Annotated in this window: 21 protein-coding genes; 19 read left to right on the forward strand and 2 right to left on the reverse strand. The window is 43.2% G+C overall.

From position 1 onward, the window contains the following. The first annotated feature begins 31 nt into the window (after positions 1-31). The 7 genes from MHI53_RS04215 to MHI53_RS04245 all read left to right on the forward strand — a co-directional run bounded on the left by MHI53_RS04215 (position 32) and on the right by MHI53_RS04245 (position 7,262). Positions 32-1,054 (forward strand): Gfo/Idh/MocA family oxidoreductase, encoded by a 1,023-nt coding sequence (locus MHI53_RS04215; RefSeq protein ID WP_340372834.1) that lies wholly within the window; start codon positions 32-34, stop codon positions 1,052-1,054. Then, positions 1,041-1,904: a sugar phosphate isomerase/epimerase gene (locus MHI53_RS04220; RefSeq protein WP_340372835.1), complete on the forward strand. Its 864-nt coding sequence runs from the start codon at positions 1,041-1,043 to the stop codon at positions 1,902-1,904. The genes MHI53_RS04215 and MHI53_RS04220 overlap by 14 nt, the downstream gene beginning before the upstream one ends. Before the next feature lie 129 nt (positions 1,905-2,033). Beyond that, positions 2,034-2,804: an SDR family oxidoreductase gene (locus MHI53_RS04225; RefSeq protein WP_340372836.1), complete on the forward strand. Its 771-nt coding sequence runs from the start codon at positions 2,034-2,036 to the stop codon at positions 2,802-2,804. A gap of 331 nt (positions 2,805-3,135) precedes the next feature. Further along, complete coding sequence (locus tag MHI53_RS04230; protein WP_340373641.1) at positions 3,136-4,659, forward strand: spore germination protein; 1,524 nt, start codon at positions 3,136-3,138, stop codon at positions 4,657-4,659. Continuing rightward, positions 4,656-5,891 (forward strand): Ger(x)C family spore germination protein, encoded by a 1,236-nt coding sequence (locus tag MHI53_RS04235; RefSeq protein ID WP_340372837.1) that lies wholly within the window; start codon positions 4,656-4,658, stop codon positions 5,889-5,891. The genes MHI53_RS04230 and MHI53_RS04235 overlap by 4 nt, the downstream gene beginning before the upstream one ends. Beyond that, positions 5,888-6,109: a hypothetical protein gene (locus tag MHI53_RS04240; protein WP_340372838.1), complete on the forward strand. Its 222-nt coding sequence runs from the start codon at positions 5,888-5,890 to the stop codon at positions 6,107-6,109. Before MHI53_RS04235 ends, MHI53_RS04240 begins: the two co-directional genes overlap by 4 nt. 46 nt (positions 6,110-6,155) lie before the next feature. After that, positions 6,156-7,262 carry an endospore germination permease gene (locus tag MHI53_RS04245; RefSeq protein WP_340372839.1) on the forward strand — a complete coding sequence of 369 codons (1,107 nt, stop codon included), beginning with the start codon at positions 6,156-6,158 and terminating at the stop codon, positions 7,260-7,262. A gap of 297 nt (positions 7,263-7,559) precedes the next feature. On the opposite strand, the gene MHI53_RS04250 is transcribed toward MHI53_RS04245, so the two are convergent. Beyond that, entirely contained in the window at positions 7,560-8,204 is a 645-nt protein-coding gene (locus MHI53_RS04250) for a GntR family transcriptional regulator (RefSeq protein WP_340372840.1), read from the reverse strand. 247 nt (positions 8,205-8,451) lie between these two features. Between MHI53_RS04250 and garR the strand changes: the two genes are divergently transcribed. From garR to MHI53_RS04280, 6 genes are all read left to right on the forward strand, one after another. Then, positions 8,452-9,342, forward strand: coding sequence for a 2-hydroxy-3-oxopropionate reductase (garR, locus tag MHI53_RS04255; RefSeq protein ID WP_340372841.1), 891 nt, complete (start codon positions 8,452-8,454; stop codon positions 9,340-9,342). A 52-nt stretch (positions 9,343-9,394) separates the two neighbouring features. After that, positions 9,395-10,789, forward strand: coding sequence for a four-carbon acid sugar kinase family protein (locus tag MHI53_RS04260; protein WP_340373642.1), 1,395 nt, complete (start codon positions 9,395-9,397; stop codon positions 10,787-10,789). A gap of 119 nt (positions 10,790-10,908) precedes the next feature. Continuing rightward, positions 10,909-12,228 (forward strand): gluconate:H+ symporter, encoded by a 1,320-nt coding sequence (locus MHI53_RS04265; protein WP_340372842.1) that lies wholly within the window; start codon positions 10,909-10,911, stop codon positions 12,226-12,228. 510 nt (positions 12,229-12,738) lie between these two features. Next, positions 12,739-12,918 (forward strand): IDEAL domain-containing protein, encoded by a 180-nt coding sequence (locus MHI53_RS04270; RefSeq protein ID WP_100532716.1) that lies wholly within the window; start codon positions 12,739-12,741, stop codon positions 12,916-12,918. A 235-nt stretch (positions 12,919-13,153) separates the two neighbouring features. Continuing rightward, on the forward strand, positions 13,154-13,282 hold the full coding sequence (locus MHI53_RS04275) for a hypothetical protein (RefSeq protein ID WP_257390695.1): 129 nt from the start codon (positions 13,154-13,156) through the stop codon (positions 13,280-13,282). Between the two features lie 131 nt (positions 13,283-13,413). Next, complete coding sequence (locus MHI53_RS04280) at positions 13,414-13,734, forward strand: antibiotic biosynthesis monooxygenase (protein ID WP_100532715.1); 321 nt, start codon at positions 13,414-13,416, stop codon at positions 13,732-13,734. Between the two features lie 257 nt (positions 13,735-13,991). Here the strand turns inward: MHI53_RS04280 and MHI53_RS04285 are convergent, their stop codons facing one another. Continuing rightward, the gene (locus MHI53_RS04285; RefSeq protein ID WP_340372843.1) at positions 13,992-15,401 is read right to left on the reverse strand and encodes a sigma 54-interacting transcriptional regulator; all 1,410 of its coding nucleotides are present in this window, start codon (positions 15,399-15,401) and stop codon (positions 13,992-13,994) included. 227 nt (positions 15,402-15,628) lie between these two features. Here MHI53_RS04285 and speB point away from each other — a divergent pair, with 227 nt between their 5' ends. From speB to MHI53_RS04315, 6 genes are all read left to right on the forward strand, one after another. Beyond that, positions 15,629-16,627: an agmatinase gene (gene speB / locus MHI53_RS04290; protein WP_061140189.1), complete on the forward strand. Its 999-nt coding sequence runs from the start codon at positions 15,629-15,631 to the stop codon at positions 16,625-16,627. Positions 16,628-16,685: 58 nt separating this feature from the next. Beyond that, a complete protein-coding gene (locus tag MHI53_RS04295) occupies positions 16,686-18,107 on the forward strand; it encodes a sodium:solute symporter (protein WP_340372844.1) in 1,422 nt (473 codons plus the stop codon). A gap of 36 nt (positions 18,108-18,143) precedes the next feature. Continuing rightward, a complete protein-coding gene (locus tag MHI53_RS04300; RefSeq protein WP_340372845.1) occupies positions 18,144-18,905 on the forward strand; it encodes a class II aldolase/adducin family protein in 762 nt (253 codons plus the stop codon). Positions 18,906-19,195: 290 nt separating this feature from the next. Continuing rightward, positions 19,196-19,288, forward strand: coding sequence for a putative holin-like toxin (locus tag MHI53_RS04305; protein ID WP_220126990.1), 93 nt, complete (start codon positions 19,196-19,198; stop codon positions 19,286-19,288). 171 nt (positions 19,289-19,459) lie between these two features. Continuing rightward, entirely contained in the window at positions 19,460-20,032 is a 573-nt protein-coding gene (locus MHI53_RS04310; protein WP_340372846.1) for a TetR/AcrR family transcriptional regulator, read from the forward strand. 58 nt (positions 20,033-20,090) lie between these two features. Then, positions 20,091-21,539, forward strand: a complete 1,449-nt coding sequence (locus MHI53_RS04315) for an MDR family MFS transporter (RefSeq protein WP_340372847.1) — start codon at positions 20,091-20,093, stop codon at positions 21,537-21,539. Positions 21,540-21,638: the final 99 nt, after the last annotated feature.

Consider the following 21,638-nt stretch of genomic DNA (forward strand, 5'->3'; position numbering starts at 1 on the left):
AAGAAATCCATTAGAGGGGGGAGATTGGAGTATGTTGAAAACGGCAGTTATCGGGCTCGGAGATATTTCTCCCATACACATTCTTGCCATACAAGCAAACCCGATGGTTGAGCTGTGCGCTGTTTGTGATATCGATGAAGCCTTAAAGGATTCTGTACCTGGTGCTAAATTTTATGAATATTACCAAGAGATGATTGAAACGGAGGCAATCGATTGTGTCCACCTTTGTCTGCCTCACCATCTTCATTATCCTGTGGCGAAATATTGTATGGAACAAGGGGTGCATGTATTTCTGGAAAAACCTTTGGGCTTGAACACCGAAGAAGGACTAACACTTGTGAAGCTAGAGGAAAAACATAAGAATGTAAGGTTGTGTGTATGTTTACAGAACCGCTTCAATGAATCTTTTGAAAAGCTTCAAAAATTGCTGGACAGCGGCATCCACGGCAAGGTGCTTGGCGTGAAGGGAATAGTAACCTGGAGCAGGCCGCCATCCTATTATGAGGTGAAGCCATGGCGCGGGAAAATGGACCAAGCCGGAGGAGGGGTCATGATCAATCAAGCCCTTCATACACTGGATTTGATGCAGCTGATTGGTGGGAAAATGGTTTCAATAAAAGGGGAGGTTTCCAGACTGCTGGATTATGAGATTGAAGTGGAAGATACAGCCATAGCAAATATTACGTTCGACAGCGGGGCGCGGGGGCTGTTTTTCGCTACAATCGCCAATGTGGATAATGATAGTGTGGAGTTACAGGTGCTTTTGGAGAAGGGAAAACTCACCATTAAAGACAGTATTCTCTTTAGCGTGGATGAAGCGGGAAATAAGGAAAGATTGGCGGAAGACGCGAAGCTTACCGGATCGAAGTTCTATTATGGTGCCAGCCATGCCAAATTAATCGATGCCTTCTATGAAAGCATTTTATCTGACACGCAAGCTTACGTTCATGCCTGGGAAGCCGTTCCATCGCTCAAAATGATTGAAGCGATTCGAAAATCATCGCAAATGAAAAAAGCGATATTCATGGAGGGACAATATAATGGGAAAAGCTAAAATTGGTGTGCAAATGATGATGCTTAAAGGGAAGGTCGAGGAATTGGGCGTCTATGAAACGATGAGAAAAATCAAGGAGCTCGATTTTCATGCTGTTGAAGTTTCACAAATTCCGATGACTGCTGAAAATGTTGCCGAGTTAAAAAGGGCCAGCCAAGATTTTGATATAGAAATCGCCGCTCTATCAGCCGCGTTAGAGCCGATGCTGCCAGGAATGGCAGGGGAAACACTAACGGATGATTTCGAGAAAATCGTAAACGATTGCCAAACATTGGATTGCAGTTTTTTACGAATTGGCATGCTTCCTTTTACGACTATAGGCGATAAAGATAAAATCCTTAGTTTCGTAAAAAAAGCGGACGAAGCAGCGGAAAGATTGGCCGAGCATAAGATAGAGTTGTATTATCATAATCACCATATAGAATTCCAAAAATACGATGGTGAATATTTATTGGATATCATCAAGGATAATACGCGCAGGATAGGCTTTGAATTGGACGTCCACTGGATTCAAAGGGGCGGACTGGATCCGGTTGCGGTAATCAATAAATTCGAGGGAAGAATCGCTTTAATTCATTTAAAGGACTATCGCATCGGGCAATTGGATATGAGCAGTTTTAAAAACGATTTTGACCAAGACAAGTTTTTTCAAGCCTTCAACAACGTAATTCAATTCGCAGAGCTTGGTGAAGGAAGTCTTGATCTCAAAGCGATCATCGAAGCAGGCTTGAACAGCGGTTCACAGTACTTCCTCATTGAGCAAGATGACTTATACGGCCGAGATCCATTCGATTGCCTCAAAACCTCTGCAGATCACTTAAGGAGCCTAGGTTATTCTGACTGGTTTTGATCCGATAAGGAAAAGCGATTGGCACTGACCATAGATTATCAATGGAATCAAGGGTAACGGGTAAATTTACCAAGATATCGAGAGTTGATTTGCTCCCCAATGATTTCCTTGCAGGATAGGAGAAGCGGAATGACAAATTTATTCGATTTAACTGGAAAAACCGCCGTTGCGATTGGCGGAAATAGCGTATTGGGTTCTGCCATTTCTCAAGGACTTGCTGCACAGGGTGCTAAGGTAGCGATAGTCGGACGAAATCTTGACAAAGCAAAAGAAGTTGTTAAGGAAATTGAAAACGGCGGCGGAAGCGCAAAGGCTTTTCAGGCTGATGTATGCTCCCGTGAATCTTTATTGGAAGCGGCAGATCAAATTCAACGGTGGTCCGGCGGCTGGGATATCCTTCTGAATGCGCCTGGTAAAAATAGTTCAACACCGTTCTTTGAACTGGAAATGGATGAATGGGACGATATTATGGATGTCAATTTGAAGGGTATCGTGTTAACCTGCCAGATCTTTGCGAAGAAAATGATCGATCAGGAAAGACGAGGCAGTATCATCAATATTTCTTCCGTTTCTTCCACGACGCCCTTATCAAAGGTATTTACATATTCCGTTTCAAAGGCAGGGCTTAACAGCGTGACTCAGTTTTTGGCGCGGGAATTCGCCCCGAACGGCATCCGTGTCAATGCAATCATCCCTGGTTTCTTTCCTGCAGAACAAAATAGAAAAATCTTGAGCGCTGAAAGGATTGTGTCGATCATGGAGCATACGCCATTGAACCGTTTTGGCACTCCGGAGGAATTGCAAGGTGCTGCCGTGTGGCTCGCCTCTGAAAAAGCTTCGAGCTTTGTCACTGGGACACTTATTCGAGTGGACGGTGGATTTGGCAGTATGACAATTTGAAAGATATAACAAGAACGACAAGAGGTAAAGCGACCAGGGCTTTACCTCTTTATTATGCGTACGTACCACTCCCAGGTTTTTTGACCTTTTCTTTCTTTCCATCCGATAATCCTCATTCATTCGCTTAAAGATAATCATTTCCTCAGTGGTGACCTTCAGATGTTTACCATAGTTCTATTTATGTTTGTGAGTTCCAGGATATTTTGTATAAAATACCCTTTTGTGAAGAAACATAGAAAAAAGGAGTTTGAGCGACCTGCAAAAAATGGGGGTAACCAGCTTGATTCGTAATGTGGGCAAATTATTGGATAAAAGAAAACAAAAACCGGATATACGACAACCTGACCAAGGTTCGAAGCCAGCGGATCAGTTAGATGCGAATTTCAGCCGAAACGTGGAGACGTTCCGCTCCATTTATGATAATTGTTCGGATGTCATGTTCCGCCAGTTCCTACTTTTCGGTAAGACACAGGCCATGCTTATCTACATTGAGGGACTTTCGGATATTGGGGGAATTGAAGAAAATGTACTTTCCCCGCTCATGCAGGAAACCACGGTTCCTTCACAGCCATTACATGAATTCCTTGAACATAAAATGCCCGTTTCCAAATTGAAAAGAGTGAATACGCTAGCGGATTGCATTGAATCGATTTCGACTGGAAATCCACTCCTTTTATATGATGGCGAAGGTTACGGATTTTCGATAGGATTGTCCAAATGGGAAAAGAGGGCAATTGAGGAACCCGTCGCGGAAGGAGGAATCAGGGGTTCGCGGGAGGGGTTCAATGAATCGCTCGGCATCAATACGTCACAGCTAAGAAGGATCATAAAAAGCCCTGCACTTAAAATACAGTCCATGAAAATAGGCGATTACACCAAAACGACGGTCGCGATTGCTTATGTCGATGGATTGGTGGATCAATCCTTGATCACTGAAATTACAGCTCGTTTGGAACGAATCAAGATGGATGGCATCTTAGAGAGCGGGTACATCGAGGAAATGATTGAGGACAATCCATTTTCCCCTTTTCCGCAAATCATGTCGACAGAACGTCCGGATGTCGCCAGTTCATCCCTGTTGGAGGGCCGTGCCCTCATTCTTGTCGATGGGACTCCGTTCACGCTGATTGCCCCGGTATCCTTCTTTTCATTGATTCAATCCCAGGAGGATTATTATCAACGATTCATGGTGGGAACCGTCATCAGATGGCTGCGCTATGTGTTCATGGTTTTATCTCTGTTACTGCCTTCCCTGTACGTCGCTATCCTGACTTTCCATGCAGAAGCGGTGCCGACAGCATTATTGCTAAGCATGGCAGCATCAAGGGAAGCGGTTCCGTTTCCTGCCATAGTGGAAGCGCTCATTATGGAAATAACGTTTGAGGCATTAAGGGAGGCAGGTGTCCGTTTGCCCAAGCAGATAGGGTCAGCTGTAAGTATCGTTGGAGCTCTTGTCATCGGACAAGCTTCCGTTCAAGCGGGGTTGGTATCAGCACCAATGGTCATTGTCGTGGCCATTACGGGAATCTCTTCTTTCATGATGCCGCGCTATATTGCCGGAATCGCCATCAGGATGCTGCGGTTTCCAATGATGCTGCTTGCAGGAACGTTAGGGCTGCTTGGCATCATGATGGGCGTCATTGCCATTGCCATTCATTTATGCAATCTCCGTTCTTTCGGGGTTCCTTACTTATCCCCGTTAGCCCCGATGAAAAGCCGGGAGCTGAAAGATGTGCTGTGGAGGGCTCCTTGGTGGATGATGGATTCACGACCGCGACTAACGGGCGAAGCCAATTCTTACCGCCAGTCTCCTGAACAGGGACCAAAACCAAACAGGGGAAGTGAAGAAAAGTGAAAAAGGAGAGGGGACGAATTACGGTAAGAGAGAAAGCGAAAAGAAGTAAATCCATAAGTATCATTCTTCTCTTCCTGATGGCGATCCCTTTGATGACCGGCTGTTGGGATCGAGTCGAAATCAATGATTTGGCGATTGTCACTGCCGCCTCCATCGACAAAAAGGATGATGATTCCATTGAGCTGTCAATCCAGGTTTTCATCCCTAAATCCATAAGTAGCGGAGGAGGAGAAGGCGGACCAAGTCAAGGCGGTGGCGGGACAACTACCTTGGTGAAATCTGATGTAGGATCCAATCTGTCGGAAGCCTTGTCCAAGCTTCAAGGTAAGATACCCAGAAAGGTATTCTGGGGACATTGTAAAGTTTTTGTATTCGGGGAACGGTTGGCGAAGGAAGGAATTCAGGAGCAACTGGATTTTTTACTGCGCCATCCTCAGCCGCGTGAACGAGCGAATGTGTTTGTCAGCAAAGGGAGAGGGAAGTCCATCTTGGAATCGATGCCGCCTTTGGAAAACTATTCGGGAGAAGTGATCAAGGAATTATCGGATTTACATTTGGGCTTGCGTGTCACACTGCATAAGCTGGATGAGATGTTAACAAGCAAATCTCAAGCGGTTGCCCTCCCTTTCATAAAAATTTTACCGCCAGCGAAAGGGGAAGCGAAATTACAGGGCATTCCATATATCTTTGGTACAGCTTTGTTTAAAAAAGATAAAATGACTGGGACGATGACCGATAAGGACACAATGGGCTTATTGTGGTTAAAGGATGAAATGGAATCATATACAGTGACTTTAAGCCCTGAAGGCATAAAAGGGCTGATATCCATTAATCCGATATCTACCCAGGTAAGCGTCATTCCACAAATAGTAAACGGCAATTGGAAGGCATCCGTGAAGATCGATACAGAAGGAACGGTCATACAAAATGGGACAAAACTAAACCTTTCCGTTCCAGAATCACTGAATATCGTTGAAAGCGCTTATCAGAAAGATATTGAAAAGCGGATCAGGGTAGCTTTTCTGCACCTCCAGGGTAATGGGGATGACGTCATAGGGTTAGCGAAAGAATTTTATCGGAAATACCCAAAGCAATTTAGTGAAGCTGAAAGTAACTGGAAAGAAATTTTTAAAGAAATGGAAGTGGAAGTCGATGTTACTGCCCATATCCGCAGACAGGGTTATATTAACAAACCGGCTGGATTGGCAGAGAGTGAGGTGGAGGATAGGTGAAATGGGCGGCTTTTTTAAGTACAGCTTTCATTATTATACTGATCACTTTATATGAATGGCCCAGAATGAAACAAAAACCTGTTAAAGATAAGCTTGCATTAATTTCACTGCTGCTTATCGGCTTGCTCCTATCCATGTTCAACCTTCAGGAGATGGCTGGGCCGACTTCTTGGATTGAAGCTTTGTTCAGGCCGCTTGGAGAGTTCATGGAAAGGTAAGGGCTGGGATGATGGATTTGATTTCCTGAACGGAAAGGAGAGACCCATGGAAAAAGGTAAAATATCTTCTCTTCAAATGGCTTTCATGTTGTATCCAACCATTGTTGCAACGGCCATTCTAGGTATCCCGAGCGTAACAGCGAAATTTGCGAATACCGATTTTTGGATTTCTCCGATATTTGCATCATTCATAGGATATTTGACTGTATATCTTGCCGTAAAGCTCCACATGCTTTATCCTGGACAAACGATTATCCAATACAGCGAGCAAATCATTGGACGGTGGATCGGGAAAATCGTCGGCTTTTTATTTCTGTCATTCTATATACAAGTTACGGGACTTATCGTCAGGGAGTACGCAGAATTTGTCGTGGACTCCTTTCTGATCAATACACCGATCATTGTGGTCATGGCCTCGATGGTCCTGCTTTGTGCCTTTGTCGTGCATGGCGGTTTAGAAGGTTTGGGGAGGGCCGCTCTATTATTTATCCCTGTATTCTTAATACCTCAAATGATCTTGTTCATTTTGGTGTTTCCAGATCTTGAGTTTGAAAATATTTTCCCTGTGCTGGCAAAAGGGGTGATGCCGCCTCTCAAAGGTTCGATTGTCCCAGGCGGCTGGTATACTGAATTTTTCCTTATCTCCTTTCTCCTGCCCTTTTTGGTGGATAAGAAAAAAGGGATGAGATATGGCATGATGACCGTTTTTGCAGTAATGGCCACATTAGTGATCGTAAACCTTATTGTCCTTTTCGTTCTTGGAGCAACCACACCGTCCAAGGTATACCCATTGATGAACGTGGCTAGGTACATTAGCTTCGCTGATTTTTTCGAGCATATGGAGTCGTTCATCATGGCCATTTGGGTTGTCGGTGCATTCGTGAAAATATCCGTATTTTTTTATGCTACGGCCCTAGGTACCGCTCAGTGGCTGAACCTTTCCGATTATCGCCCCATTGTCTGGCCATTGGGGATACTCATTGTGATTACGGGCTTCTGGTCCATATCCAACTCAATGGACCTGGAGCGTTATAATGTCAATGCGTTCCCATTTTATGGAGCTTTGATTCAAACGCTCATACCGCTGCTATTATTGCTGATAGCTATCATCGGCAACAAAAATAAAAAAAGTAAGAAAAGCAATTCAAGCTAACTTTCAGGAATGGATCCTTGAAACGATGGAGGTCCTACATGAAAGTGAATATTAACCAGTACCGGCTAATTCGCCAGGGTAAAAAGGTTGTATCTATAAGGTAAAACAAAGCTGAACGGAGCGTATATGAGTCCCCCGCAGGCGTGCCTTTCGTTACAATCGATGGACAAATTGTACAAGCAAAAAAATGTAGACACACTCGATGAAAATCGAGTGTGTCTACATTTTGAAACGCCTGCGTATCCGTACGCAAGCGTTTTTTAGATAGATTGACTATCCGTTGCGCATCAGTGAACTTTATTGCTTCTGCTCCATGCGATTTAAACAAAATTCCAAATCATTCTGCAAATGCTCTTTCATTAACTGCTCTGCTGCGTCTCCGTTATGATGAAGGATGGCCTGGTAGATTTCTTGGTGTTCCTCAATCAAAAACGGGCGTTTGTGGTAGACAACCGTTTTCCGGAACAAATAGATAATGGACCTCATCCTGTCAATTATATCGATCATCATCGGATTGTTAGTAGCTCCTATAATAATCTCATGAAATTGATTGTTCGCTGACATGACTTCTTCCGGAGTCCCGGTGCTGCCAATATCCACACACTCTTTCAATTTCACAAGAGCTTCTTCGGTCATGTAACTGGCACAATGGCGCGCTGCGAATCCTTCCAGTAATATACGCACTTGAAATATGTGACGAAGGTCCATATCACTGGGGTTCACGACACGTTTTTGCTTAATGAGCCCTTCCTGTTCCAGCTTACGAATGGATTCACGCACCGGCGTCCGGCTAATTCCAATTTCTTCTGCCAGTCTTTCTTCGACGAGCTTCGTACCGCGTTCCAATTCTCCGTTCAAAATCCGGTCTCTTATATATTCATAAGCTTGTACATAGGCATGACCGTTTTCCTTTTTTACCAATTCAATCGTCTCCCGAATCATGATTTATTCTTATCTTAAAGTATAAGTATAAGCATGATTATTTAAAAGTGTAATTTTTGTATACATTAAATTAAAAATTGTATACAAAATATTAAAAAATGTGTACAATCTAAAGTGAAGTTGTGAAAACGCTTTATAAATCAAAATTAGGACATGCACTCGAAAAAGGTCCTTTCATAGCAGTACAGGTTAATTTGGGCACGGTAACAATACCAGCTAAACGAAAGTGAATAAGGAGGAAATGAAATTGGGTAAAAAAATTGGATTTATTGGATTGGGCATCATGGGAAAACCAATGTCATCCAACTTATTAAAAGCAGGTTATGAAGTAACGGTTAATGATCTTAATATACAAACAGTAGAAGAACTTGTTGAGGCAGGTGCGAAAGCAGGAACACCAATGGAAATGGGTGAAACATGTGACGTCATCATCACGATGCTGCCTGCGTCACAGCATGTGAAACAAGTCGTGCTTGGCGAGCATGGAATTTTGAAAACGGCTGCAAAAGGGACGGTAATCATAGATATGAGCTCCATCTCACCGGTCATATCGGTCGAAATTGCAAATGAAGCGGCTAAACAGGGTGTTGACATGATGGATGCTCCGGTTAGCGGCGGTGAGCCGAAAGCGATTGATGGGACATTGGCCATTATGGTCGGAGGAAAAGAAAGCGTATTCGAATCAGTTATTGATATTCTCCATTCCGTAGGTACGGATGTTACGTTGGTTGGCAAGAATGGCAGCGGTGTCACGGCGAAGCTGGCAAATCAAGTTATTGTCAACTTAAACATTGCGGCGATGTCCGAAGCACTTGTTCTTGCAGCAAAAGCTGGAATTGATGTGGAAAAAATGTATCAGGCCATTCGCGGCGGTCTCGCTGGAAGCGCTGTACTCGATGCAAAAGTGCCTCTAATCTTGGACAGAAACTTCGTAGCTGGAGGAAAGATCGATATTAATTTAAAGGACATCACGAATGTAATGGAAACAGCACATGAAATCGGGGTTCCCCTTCCGCTGTCTAGCCAGCTGCTGGAAATCTTCCATGCACTTAAAGTGGATGGAAAAGCCGGGGATGATCACGGAGGCATCGTGCAGTATTATGAAAAACTGGCAAACGTCGAAGTTAGGAGGGTGTAAATTGACTATCAATCATTCAAGCAATCTAACCGCAAAAGCTACATTTGCCAGCCTGCCGGCAGTTCCCGATGAACGGGCTGTTAATGAACTGCTCGCTGACGAATTGCTGGATTTCAATAAAAAAATCATCGTCCTGGATGATGATCCAACAGGTGTTCAAACGGTTCACGGTATATCCGTTTATACGGATTGGTCAGCTGAAAGTATTGAATCGGGATTCGCCGAGAGGAATTCGATGTTTTTCGTTTTGACCAATTCAAGGGGGTTTACAGCAGCGGAAACCGAACGGGCACATAAGGAAATAGCGAAGGTCATCCAGGAAACAGCGGAGAAGCAGAACAAAGAATTCATCATCATCAGTCGCGGGGATTCTACACTTCGTGGTCATTATCCTCTTGAAACGGAAGTATTGAAAAATACGCTTGAAGCACATTCAGACATGAAGTTTAATGGAGAAGTCATCATGCCCTTTTTCAAAGAAGGCGGCCGTTTCACGATCAATAACATTCATTACGTGCAGGATGAAGATGCGTTAGTGCCGGCTGGTGAAACCGAATTCGCGAAGGATCGGACATTCGGTTTCAAAGCATCACATCTTGGTGACTGGGCAGAAGAAAAGTCGAACGGGACATTTAAAGCGGATGATGCTGTATACCTGTCTCTAGAAAGTATCCGTGATCTTGATTTTGATAAATTGGTCAGTCAGTTAATGGCAGTTGAAGATTTCAATAAAATCATTGTTAATGCGGTTGAATATGTGGATGCAAAAGTGGTTGTGATTGCATTGATCCGAGCTATAAAGGCAGGCAAACAGTTCTTGTTCCGGAGTGCAGCGGCGTTAACAAAAATCATCGGGGGGATAGATGATAAACCCCTGCTAACGAAAGAAGAGCTAATGAAAGAAGATTCCGGTCACGGCGGTCTTATCATGATTGGCTCACATGTGAAAAAAACAACGGAACAGTTTGAAGCTCTTCAAACCTGTGATTTCATCGAGTTCATTGAATTCGATGTCCACCTCGTCCTGCATCCAAATAAGTTTGAGGCGGAAATTCAACGGGTCATTGAAGCGAGCGAGCAACTCATACGTAAAGGAAAAACGGTCACCGTATATACGAAGCGGGAGCGCCTCGACCTTGGGGAGAACAAAAAAGAAGAAGAATTGAAACTATCCGTGAAGATATCCGATGCAGTGACAAGCATAGTCAAGCAGCTTGAAGTACGTCCAAGCTTTATTATTGCCAAAGGCGGCATCACGTCAAGTGATATAGGGACGAATGGTCTTGGCGTAAAGCGGGCGACGGTAGCTGGTCAGGTAAAGCCTGGAATTCCAGTATGGTTGACAGGAGGCGAAAGCAAGTTTCCGGGAATGGCTTATGTGATTTTCCCTGGGAATGTTGGATCAAAAGCAACCTTAAAAGAAGTGGCAGAACTGATGCATCAATGATCGGAGCGGCATTTTGCCGCTTCGGGTCCAGGTGTAAGCGAATACAATTGGATGGGTCAGAAAAGTTAGTGGACTGAGATTTCAAGCCAAGCCCACATTAAAAGAAAAGGTGGATGAAAATGCCGATACTTTCTATATGTATAGGGGTTGCCCTATTGCTAATATTAATGATTGCTTTGAAATTAAACGCTTTCATATCCTTGCTTATCGTTTCCTTGGTAGTAGGGATCTTGGAAGGAATGACACCAATTGCTGCAATTGAATCCATCCAAACTGGTTTGGGTGGAACGCTTGGAAATCTCACGATAATCATCGTGTTTGGGGCCATACTCGGTAAGTTGATGACTGATTCAGGCGGGGCCCAACGAATTGCAATGACACTAATCAAAGCATTTGGCAAAAAGCGAGTACAACTAGCCGCTGTTCTAACGGCTTCCGTCGTAGGGATCGCCCTTTTCTTTGAAACGGGAGTCGTCGTTTTGATTCCATTGGTATTTACGATTGCTATGGCAGCAGGAGTACCAGTATTGTATATCGGCATGCCCGTCATAGCCGCCCTTATCACGATGCATGGATTTGTTCCTCCACATCCAGGGCCAACGGCAGTTGCCAGTGTGTTTGATGCAAATTTGGGCAAGACCTTAATATATGGGGTCATCATCGCGATCCCAGCCATAATCATTGGCGGGCCATTATTCACGAAGTTGTTTAAGAAAGAAGACTTGGAAGCGGACATTCCAAAAGAGTTATTTAATCCTAAGGAGTTTAAAGAGGAAGAAATGCCACGGTTTGCAACAAGTCTTCTTACTTCCCTCATGCCAGTAATATTGATAACGGTCAAAGTAGCTGTAGAAATTTTCATGCCTGAATCATCGATCATGCCGGTTGTTGATTTCATCGGCAATCCGGCTGTGGCGCTTTTGATTTCTGTCATTATTGCCATTTTCACCTTTGGTCTTAATCGAGGGAAGAAAATGAATGAAATCATGAAATCCTTTTCCGAGTCCGTCAGCGGAATTGCAATGATTCTATTAATCATAGCTGGTGGCGGGGCGTTCAAACAAGTATTGATAGACAGTCATATCGATCAATATATTGCTGGCATCATGGCCGAATCAACGCTTTCACCATTGATCCTTACTTGGCTGATAGCGGCTATCCTAAGGGTGGCCATAGGGTCTGCTACAGTGGCCGGCATGACGGCAGCCGGAATTGCGGCACCTCTTGTTGCGGCCACAGGGGTAAGTCCAGAACTTATGGTTTTGGCTGCAGGTGCAGGAAGCATAACATTCTCCCATGTAAATGATGCAGGTTTTTGGATTTACAAGGAATATTTTAATCTATCAATAGGAAAGACCATTAAGACATGGTCCGTGATGGTCACCATCATTTCACTGGTGGGACTTGCCGGTGTACTCATCATCAATTTGTTCATATAATGAAAAACCCCTATCCTGTCTGTAACAATATGGACTGGATAGGGGTTTTCCACTTTTCTTGTTCACGAATCATGCTGGTTTGAAGGAGAACATGGAAAAAAATTTATCATCGATAAATGTAAGCACATTCATGAACAAAATCGTCAGTAAATGAATATAAGTAAAAAAATGAATGATTCAAATGGTTTGAAGGGGCTATACAAATTCGTTGAAATATTTCTGGTTTTTCAAAAAGACATCATGTTTTACTTAACCTTTTACCCTGCTATTGAATATCATTGATTAAAAAAGTATGGATAAAATACGAAATCAAAGATCACCTGGACAATTGCGTGTCGCAAAGCAACGGCATTAAAATCTTTTAGTATTCTTAATGTATAGAAGAGTGGCCATGTGGGAATCATGGTGGATAAGGAAATAAAAAAAGAAGAAAGGATAACATTGAAATAAATATTAATAATCTCCAAGTTACTTAGTATAATAGAAAAAAGGTTAAGGAGTTGGTTTCGAATGGAGAAGCAATTGCCTGGAACATCACTGGAGCCTGAAGAGATGGCAGAAATGGTATTAAAAAAGGCTTTAAGCGATTATAGGAAAGCGCAAATCGATAAAGCGATCGATGACTCATTGAAGAATCGGGATAAAGATGAGTTCATCCGTTTAACTGAACTACTGAAGAGCATTTCATGAAATTTCGCACACTGGGAAAAAGACAAGTAGTTATAATATGATAGAAAAGCTACCGTGCATGGAAGTCAGTGAAGCTTGTTAATATATGCATAATGAAAGCGAAACTTAATTAGATTAAATCAGTCTAAGGAAATAGCAATCTATAGAATTATCACATTTTACATTGTAAGCGCTTTCTTGTATGCTTGTCATACTAATTCATGAAAAAGGTTGAAACCTAAAAGGGGGAGAAGAAATGAAAAAGAATGGAGTGTCGTTGGCTGAATTTGTTCAGGAGGATCGGTTTGAACTCAACTCCTACATTACTTCTTTATTTAACAAACTGAATGACTATGTTCCCAAAAGTCTTAAAGATAAAAAATAAGCCATGAAATGAATCAGAGAGTGCTGTATGGCTTTCTGATTCATTTTTGTTTTGTTTCACGATAATTGACAATGAGAATCGTTATCGACTAAAATGAAACCATATACGTATATCGATTGGAGTTGTTCATAGTGTTCGTTCAAATGAGAAAAACAGTGGTTAAAGAAGGTAATTCCGACCAAGTGGTAAAACGATTCGGTGCGGAAGGGGTCATAGAAAAGCAGGAGGGGTTCATTGATTTAAGCGTATTGGTGAAAAAGGTAAGACGAGGCGATGAAGAGGTCATCATCATGATCAATTGGGAATCGGAAGAGCACTGGAAGCAGTGGGAAAAGAGTGAAGTCCATATCGCGGGCCACAAGGCCAATCTTGGAAAGCCTAAACCTGAATATATCGTCAGTTCAGAAGGGGCATTATACGAAGTGAAAGCAGTTAAAAAGGCAGTGAAATGATTTCTTTACCTGCCCTTTTAATGTGAATGCCATCTAATTAGCCAAAGAACGGAATGTAAAAGTGTTTTTAAACTATTGGAAGCGGAATGGCCGCCTTTTACATACAATAGCACTACCTTCACTAAAATTCAGGCTCCCATTTATGGGTGCCCTTTTTTGGTCATTCAGATCAGACTTTAATGGAGATAATGAAATGAAAAATGAAGTTCATTAGCGGTATATGACTTCGCCTTGATGCTGGAAACCTTGGTGGGTTCTTAGCATGAAAAATATTTTTTGTATTTCTTTAATTTATAGATGACTGTTGGCTGACTGATGCCCAAGTGATCTGCCAGTTCATAAGTGGTTTTACATTGCTTCAATGCTTTAGCTAGCAGTTGGATTTCAATCTTTTCCAATGTCTTCTTTAAATCGAATTTCTCTTCCCATTTCTGATTCATTTCCAGCAATGAGGAATCTTCAGGCTGTTCGATTTGACCTGTGATGGATTGAGGCAAGTGTTCCGGAAAGATATTGGTTTCCTCAATGGTCAGGATCAGTCGTTCGATTAGATTTTCCAGTTCACGTATATTTCCGGGCCAATCGTAATGAGTCAGCACTTCATAGGTTGATGGATGTATTTTTTTGGATTTGTGGTATTTAGCATTGGTTTTCCGTAAGTAATGCTGTATTAACAGAGGGATATCCTCTTTACGTTCATGCAATGCCGGTATCTGGATGGGAATCACATTCAATCGATAAAACAAATCGAGCCTGAACCTGCCTTCACTTACCATCTTCTTTAAATCTTGATTCGTCGCGGCAACAAGGCGGAAGTTAATATGATTTTCCTTTTTCCCTCCAAGACGCTTTAACTTTTTTTCCTGTAACACTTTCAGTAATTTAGCTTGCATGGCAAGCGGAAGTTCACCGATTTCATCCAAGAAAAGGGTTCCGCTGTCAGCTTGTTCAATCAGGCCCTGGCTCCCCTGCTTGCTTGCCCCTGTAAAAGCTCCCGGTTCATAGCCGAATATCTCCGATTCAAACAAACTATCAGGTATCGTGCTGCAATTGACTTCAATGAAAGGCTCTTGCTTACGGTTACTTTGCTCATGAATTGCACGGGCGAAAGTACTTTTCCCTACTCCTGAAGGTCCCAATAAGAGAATCGTGGCATCGGTCTTCGCAACATTATGAAGCGTTTTTACTATATGCTTCGTTTCGTTACTCCTCGCGATCATATCATGGTGATCGAGTTCCTTTTCCCTTAAATCCTCGACTTCCGTCTGATAGCCTTTGACTTTACGTTGCAAGTGCTCAAATTGATCCTGCAATTGAAGGATCTCGGTTTGATCTTGACCATAGCTGATCACCCTTGCGAGGCTGCCTTCCTTATTGAATATAGGATAGCCTGTCGACATGACGACATGACCCGTTTTTGTTTGCTGCATGATCCGTTTCGCCTTCTTTTCCTTTAATACAAGCGCGTTGATGGAAGGTGTGAGCAGGCCCTCTTTTTCTAATTGATGAACGGAAGTTCCGATATAAGAGTCACTTTTCATGCCGTAAATCTCCCACAGCTTTGGGTTGGAATATAAAATGATTCCATCTTGATCGGTGATGAGGATATTATTATTCGAGGTTTCAATGATCTTTTGTAATTCTTCCTCCAGCATTTCGTCATTCATGATATCGACTCCCTTTCGTATCCGAATCTTGATTAATTAAAATATAAATCAAAAAGTCTGAATAATCAAAACTTAAATCAAAAAAGGCGGTTTTGATTAATCTTTTAATCAACAGATCTAAAAGGAAGTGTAAAAACGCCCATGAAAGGCTCCTGAAAAGTTGGCGCGAATCTTGCTTAAGTAAAGGTAAGATGAAAAAAATAGCAGAAAACTTAGGAGGATGTTACATGATGAAATATCAACCGAAAGACTCTTTCCAATCACCCCGTTTTTGTGGAGTGCGTACGTTTATGCGGCTTCCATTCGTTGAGCAGGTGGATGAACATATGGACTTTGTCATTATGGGAATTCCATTTGATTCCGGCCAATCATTTAGGACGGGGGCGAGATTCGGGCCAGGAGCCATTCGTGATTTTTCCATTCTATTACGTCCGTATAATCCAGAACAGGCTATTAATATTTTTGATTATATATCAGGAATCGATTATGGGGACATTCCCGTTGTTCCTGGCTATATATCTGAAACATATAAAAAAATAGAAGATGAGCTTACGCCAGTCATTGAAAAAGGAATCGTTCCGATATCACTGGGAGGCGACCATTCCATTACGCTAGGGGAGCTGCGTGCAATCGTAAAAAAACATGGACCCGTTGCCTTGCTGCAATTCGATGCTCACTCCGATACGTGGGATAGTTATTTCGAACAAAAGTATAATCACGGAACCGTTTTTCGCCGCGCTATAGAAGAAGGTCTCATCGATGTATCCCGCTCCCTTCAAATTGGCATGAGGGGAGGTTTGTACGGTCCGGAGGATTTGCAGGATGCCCGGGACTTGGGCTTGGCCGTATATACAACAAACGATTATAAACGGAACGGCGTCGAAAAGATGCTGGAGATCATCCATGAGCGTGTAGCGGATGGTCCGGTCTTTTTATCATTCGATATTGATTTTTTAGATCCGGTATATGCACCTGGCACAGGGACGCCAGAGGTTTCAGGGGCAAGCATTGATGATGCATTGGCGTTTGTCAGGGGCTTGACGGATATAGAATTCGTAGGCTTCGATCTTGTCGAGGTTTTACCCTCGTACGATCACGGACAAGTCACCGCAGCCGCAGCGGCCAACATTGTCTATGAATTCATCACGCTTATCGCACTCGCGAAAAAAGGAAAAAGAGATAAAATGGGGATGATCCAAGATTTGGAGAAGCAGCTGAACAACTAATTAAAACGGGAAGAACCAAGCGATCTAAAACAAACCCACCCCAAAAGGAGATGTATACATGGATATTTTGGATATTTCAATCATGATTCTATATTTTTCTGTTTTAATCATTGTAGGGGTAATCGGATCCAAACGAGCAAAAACCGCGGATGAATTCATTGTAGCAGGGCGTAATCTAGGTCATTTCATGTATTTATCCTGTTTAGCGGCTGTGATATTAGGAGGAGCTTCTACTTTAGGAACGGCAAAATTAGGATATCAGTTTGGGATATCCGGCATTTGGCTGGTCGTGATGATCGGGCTCGGCATTATTGCCATCGGTCTGTTTTTAACGAATAAGATCTTTGATTTAAAAGTGCTGACAATCAGTGAAATGCTTGAAAAGCGTTACAATTCTCAAACACGCTTGCTCAGCGCCTTGGTCTCGGTCATCTATACCTTCATGCTGACCGTCACCCAAGTGATCGGGATGGGAACGATATTACATGTTTTGGCGGGCTGGAATTTGACGGTTTCCATGATTGTCGGAGGAGGGATCGTTCTATTTTATACAATATTAGGCGGAATGTGGTCGGTAACCATGACGGATGTGATCCAATTCGTCATCATGACAATCGGTATCTTCCTTATCATGCTTCCGATGAGCATTTCCAAGGCAGGAGGGTGGGGCTCACTACAAGAGAATCTCCCGGCAGCACATTTTGAATTAGGAAACATCGGCGGCGCGACGATCTTTCAATATTTTTTATTATTTACGTTAGGGGTGGTCGTGGGACAAGATATTTGGCAGCGTCTTTTTACGGCTCGAACGAAGGCCATCTCCCGCAGCGGAACGGTCGGGGCTGGGATATACAGCATTTTTTATGCCATTGCAATAAGTATCATTGGAATGTGCGCTTTTATTATCCTTCCTGATTTAGGCGACCCTCAAACTGCGTTTACAAGCATTGCGATGGAAACATTGCCTGCCGGGCTATTGGGAGTGGTCATTGCGAGTGTGGTTTCCGCCCTGATGTCCACGGCATCGGGAACATTGCTCGCTTCATCGACTTTGGTCGTCAATGACCTCATAAAAAAATATATCGGTCCAGGAATGAGCGAACGTCAATTTTTAAAAACATCTCGAATCACCACGTTAACGATTGGTGTTATGGCCATCATCGTTTCAATTTGGATTCAAGATATTTTAGTGGCATTGGATGTAGCCTACGCAATCTTATCGGGTGCCGTGTTCTTTCCGATCATTCTTGGCTTCTTTTGGAAGAGGGTCACGGCTAATGCTGCATTCTACTCCATTTTGGCCAGCATGATCGTCATCATCGTCGGATTGGTCATAACCGGGCCGTCCTCGACTGGACCGATCTTATATGGACTTGCTACCAGTTTGGTCGTCATCACTGCCCTTACGTTGCTAAGTCCCAAAAATGAAACCTTACCTAAAGGTGATATAAAGGGGAAAGACATAGATATTGCCAATTGATGGACGGCCTTAAAAAAATGATGGGGAGGAAGGAAAATGACAAAGACGATTACCCTGCAACCGGCTTCATTCAACACACTGGAGGAAGAGCGCCATCACCGGAAGGAACGGCTGGCAGCTTCCTTCCGCCTTTTTTCAAAGTTTGGCTTCGATGAAGGGATAGCAGGACATATCACGGTACGCGATCCGAAATATACTGACCATTTTTGGGTCAATCCGTTTGGGATGCACTTTAGCCAAATTTCCGTTTCAGATCTTATCTTGGTGAATCACAAAGGGGATATTGTGGAGGGGGAACATACTGTGAATGGCGCAGCTTTCGCAATTCATTCGGAAATTCATAAAGCGAGGCCGGACGCGATTGCAGCGGCACATGCTCATTCCATCTATGGAAAGACTTGGTCATCACTAGGGAGATTGCTCGACCCGATCACCCAGGATTCCTGCCAATTTTATAGAGATCATGCGTTATTCGATGATTTTACCGGTGTAGTCTATGCAACTGAAGAAGGAAAACGGATCGCTCAGGCGCTAGGACAATATAAAGCGGTCATCCTTCGCAACCATGGGCTGTTAACGGTTGGTCAATCTGTAGATTCAGCCGCTTGGTGGTTCATAACGATGGAACGATCATGTCAAGCTCAAATCATGGCCGAAACGGCAGGAAAGCCCATTTTCATTGAAGAGGAGTACGCAAGATTGACAGCAGAACAAACGGGGACGGAATACGAGGGGTGGCTTAGTTTTCAGCCCCTTTGGGATAAAATCAGAAATGAGCAGCCGGACTTATTGGAATGATCCAGTTGGGATGGATGATTAATAGATAATCAATGGCAAAAAGGATTCTGGGGAGGTTTCATAAGAAGAATGCCGCTCCTTCGCTTTTAAAGCTTAATCCATTAATCAACATGGAAGATACAAAACTATATCCATCTCATATCGGTAAAACGCCTAACCCTTGTAATAACTTGGATAGGTGCAGCGTTTATTAAAAAAATTTATTTTGTGTAATCGCCGCCGCTTCATGTTTTTCTTGTATAGGACAATCTCCGATCAGGAAAAGCTTGATGTAAGGAGGCGATGTATGAATGGGTACTTTCGAAGTTATTTCCCTGATGCTTAGCTTTGGCATGTTTGTAATTGCTATTCTTGATTTTAAAAATCATGACAAGAATCCTTGACGTCATTGAAAAACGTTCATTCACTTACATGTAAAGAGGACACCAATATGAGGTGTTCTTTTTTTGTCGCCATTCCAAGCGTTTCTCAAGCTTTCAGCTTTGACAAAACGGTGATATATCCGTATAGTCCTATAGACCGGTTGATATAATTTTTTTAGGAGTGATCCAGCTATGGAAGGCAAAAAAAACTCAAAAGACATTCTTATTGAGGTTGCTTCACGACTTTTTCGAATACGCGGATATTATGGTGTTGGACTTAAAGACATCATAGAGGAAAGTGGGATTCCTAAAGGTTCTCTTTATCATTATTTCCCGAAAGGCAAGGAGCAATTGGCGATTGAAGCGGTCAATCATACAAAAGAAATTGTCATAGATGAAATTGAACGTGGATTTGGGGAGTTTAAAGACCCGATTGAAGCGATCCAGGCTCATATCATTCATTTATCCGGTCTTTTTGGCGAAACGGAAAATCTATTGGGACTGCCGATCGGGACGATAGCGGCGGAAACATTTACGACAAGCGAGCCGATAAGAACAGCCTGCCAAGAGGCGATGGAGGATTGGCAAGCCATTTATGTGCAGAAATTACTTGAGGCGAACTACAGTGAGAAACGATCAAAGGAATTGAGTATCGTCATTAATGCCTTAATTGAAGGTGGCATCCTTCTTTCTTTAACGGCGAAAAATGGGGAACCGCTAAAAGCGATAGCCGAACAAATCCCATTATTGTTGGTAACTAAATAAGTCATAAGAAAAATAATCAGCTTAGGTAATACTGTCAACAATCGGAGGAATTCATTTTATGTCCACAAATGCAACACAGCAGCAGCGTCCCGCCATAAGGACGACCCCCATTTTAATATCCTTTTTAATTGCAGGATTCATCGGGTTATTCAGTGAGACCGCCTTGAATATGGCGCTCGGGGACTTAATACAGGAGTTCACCATCAGCCCTTCCACCGTGCAATGGCTGACAACGGGTTACTTATTGACCTTGGGGATATTGGTTCCGGTTTCCGGGCTCTTGATTCAATGGTTCAGTACACGGCAGTTATTCATTGCAGCCATGGTGTTCTCCATCATCGGGACGTTCATTGCAGCGTTAGCACCTGGCTTCGGCATCCTGATGCTCGCACGTGTCATTCAAGCGATCGGGACCGGCCTTTTATTGCCGCTCATGTTCAATACCATTTTGGTGATATTCCCAATTCATAAACGGGGAGCAACGATGGGATTGATGGGGCTAGTGATCATGTTTGCACCAGCCATCGGTCCGACGGTTTCAGGCTTGATCATCGAAAATTTGAAATGGAACTATATATTCTGGGTATCTTTACCGTTTTTTGTAATAGCATTGCTCTTTGGTCTCAAGTATATGCAAAACGTTTCCACCATCACCAAGCCGAAAATCGATGTTCCTTCGATAATTTTATCGACAATCGGTTTTGGGGGGATCGTTTATGGTTTTAGTATTGTAGGAGATCAAGGCTGGAGGGATGTTATCGTCCTTTCCTCGCTCATTGCAGGTCTTATATCCTTATTTTTGTTTGCCGTAAGACAATTCAACATGGATAAACCGATGATCGACTTGCGCGTGTTTAAGTATCCCATGTTCACATTAGGGGTATTGACCGTTTTCATTACATTCATGATCATCATGTCTTCGATGATCCTTTTACCGCTATATCTGCAAACCGGGCTGGCGTTAGCCGCATTTGCCGCCGGGCTTGTACTTTTACCGGGCGGTGTGCTTAATGGTATCATGTCACCGATAACAGGCCGGATTTTTGATAAGTTCGGCCCAAGAGGCTTAGTGATTCCAGGCTTCATTATCATGATCGCCATGTTATGGGCCTTGACGAACGTAACGACTGAAACGTCCATCATCTGGGTAGTCGCCATGCATACCTTCCTCATGATTGGTGTTTCGATGGTCATGATGCCTGCCCAGACTAACGGGCTGAATCAACTGCCGAAAAATCTATATCCCGACGGCACGGCGCTCATGAATACGTTGCAGCAAGTATCGGGCGCCATTGGTACGACGGTTGCCATTACCATTATGTCAGCCTCCCAAAAAAACTATATCGCCAATGTGAAAGATCCATTGGATCCTTCAGCCATTAGCGGTTCTTTGACGGCAGGAGTTCAGGATGCCTTCATTTTCGGTCTTGCCCTTGCCATTGCCGGTTTGATACTTTCGTTCTTTATCAAAACGGCACGCGAAGAAGAAGAACAAGCACGAATCTAAGGATGTTTCATAGGAAAGCTAGGCAACTTGAAGGAGATGCTGTCTGTATTTTGCAGGCGGCATCTTTTTTTGTTATATGGCCTTAGCCATGGTAAATGA

Source organism: Peribacillus sp. FSL E2-0218, assembly GCF_037992945.1.
GTDB lineage: Bacteria > Bacillota > Bacilli > Bacillales > DSM-1321 > Peribacillus > Peribacillus simplex_B.

Bases quoted from the DNA above. Each gene is read 5' to 3' on its own strand.
- MHI53_RS04215 (WP_340372834.1), top strand. From the start codon at position 32: ATGTTGAAAACGGCAGTTATCGGGCTCGGAGATATTTCTCCCATACAC.
- MHI53_RS04220 (WP_340372835.1), top strand. From the start codon at position 1,041: ATGGGAAAAGCTAAAATTGGTGTGCAAATGATGATGCTTAAAGGGAAG.
- MHI53_RS04225 (WP_340372836.1), top strand. From the start codon at position 2,034: ATGACAAATTTATTCGATTTAACTGGAAAAACCGCCGTTGCGATTGGC.
- MHI53_RS04245 (WP_340372839.1), top strand. From the start codon at position 6,156: ATGGAAAAAGGTAAAATATCTTCTCTTCAAATGGCTTTCATGTTGTAT.
- MHI53_RS04250 (WP_340372840.1), bottom strand. From the start codon at position 8,204: ATGATTCGGGAGACGATTGAATTGGTAAAAAAGGAAAACGGTCATGCC.
- MHI53_RS04265 (WP_340372842.1), top strand. From the start codon at position 10,909: ATGCCGATACTTTCTATATGTATAGGGGTTGCCCTATTGCTAATATTA.
- MHI53_RS04270 (WP_100532716.1), top strand. From the start codon at position 12,739: ATGGAGAAGCAATTGCCTGGAACATCACTGGAGCCTGAAGAGATGGCA.
- MHI53_RS04275 (WP_257390695.1), top strand. From the start codon at position 13,154: ATGAAAAAGAATGGAGTGTCGTTGGCTGAATTTGTTCAGGAGGATCGG.
- MHI53_RS04285 (WP_340372843.1), bottom strand. From the start codon at position 15,401: ATGAATGACGAAATGCTGGAGGAAGAATTACAAAAGATCATTGAAACC.
- speB (WP_061140189.1), top strand. From the start codon at position 15,629: ATGATGAAATATCAACCGAAAGACTCTTTCCAATCACCCCGTTTTTGT.
- MHI53_RS04295 (WP_340372844.1), top strand. From the start codon at position 16,686: ATGGATATTTTGGATATTTCAATCATGATTCTATATTTTTCTGTTTTA.
- MHI53_RS04300 (WP_340372845.1), top strand. From the start codon at position 18,144: ATGACAAAGACGATTACCCTGCAACCGGCTTCATTCAACACACTGGAG.
- MHI53_RS04305 (WP_220126990.1), top strand. From the start codon at position 19,196: ATGGGTACTTTCGAAGTTATTTCCCTGATGCTTAGCTTTGGCATGTTT.
- MHI53_RS04310 (WP_340372846.1), top strand. From the start codon at position 19,460: ATGGAAGGCAAAAAAAACTCAAAAGACATTCTTATTGAGGTTGCTTCA.
- MHI53_RS04315 (WP_340372847.1), top strand. From the start codon at position 20,091: ATGTCCACAAATGCAACACAGCAGCAGCGTCCCGCCATAAGGACGACC.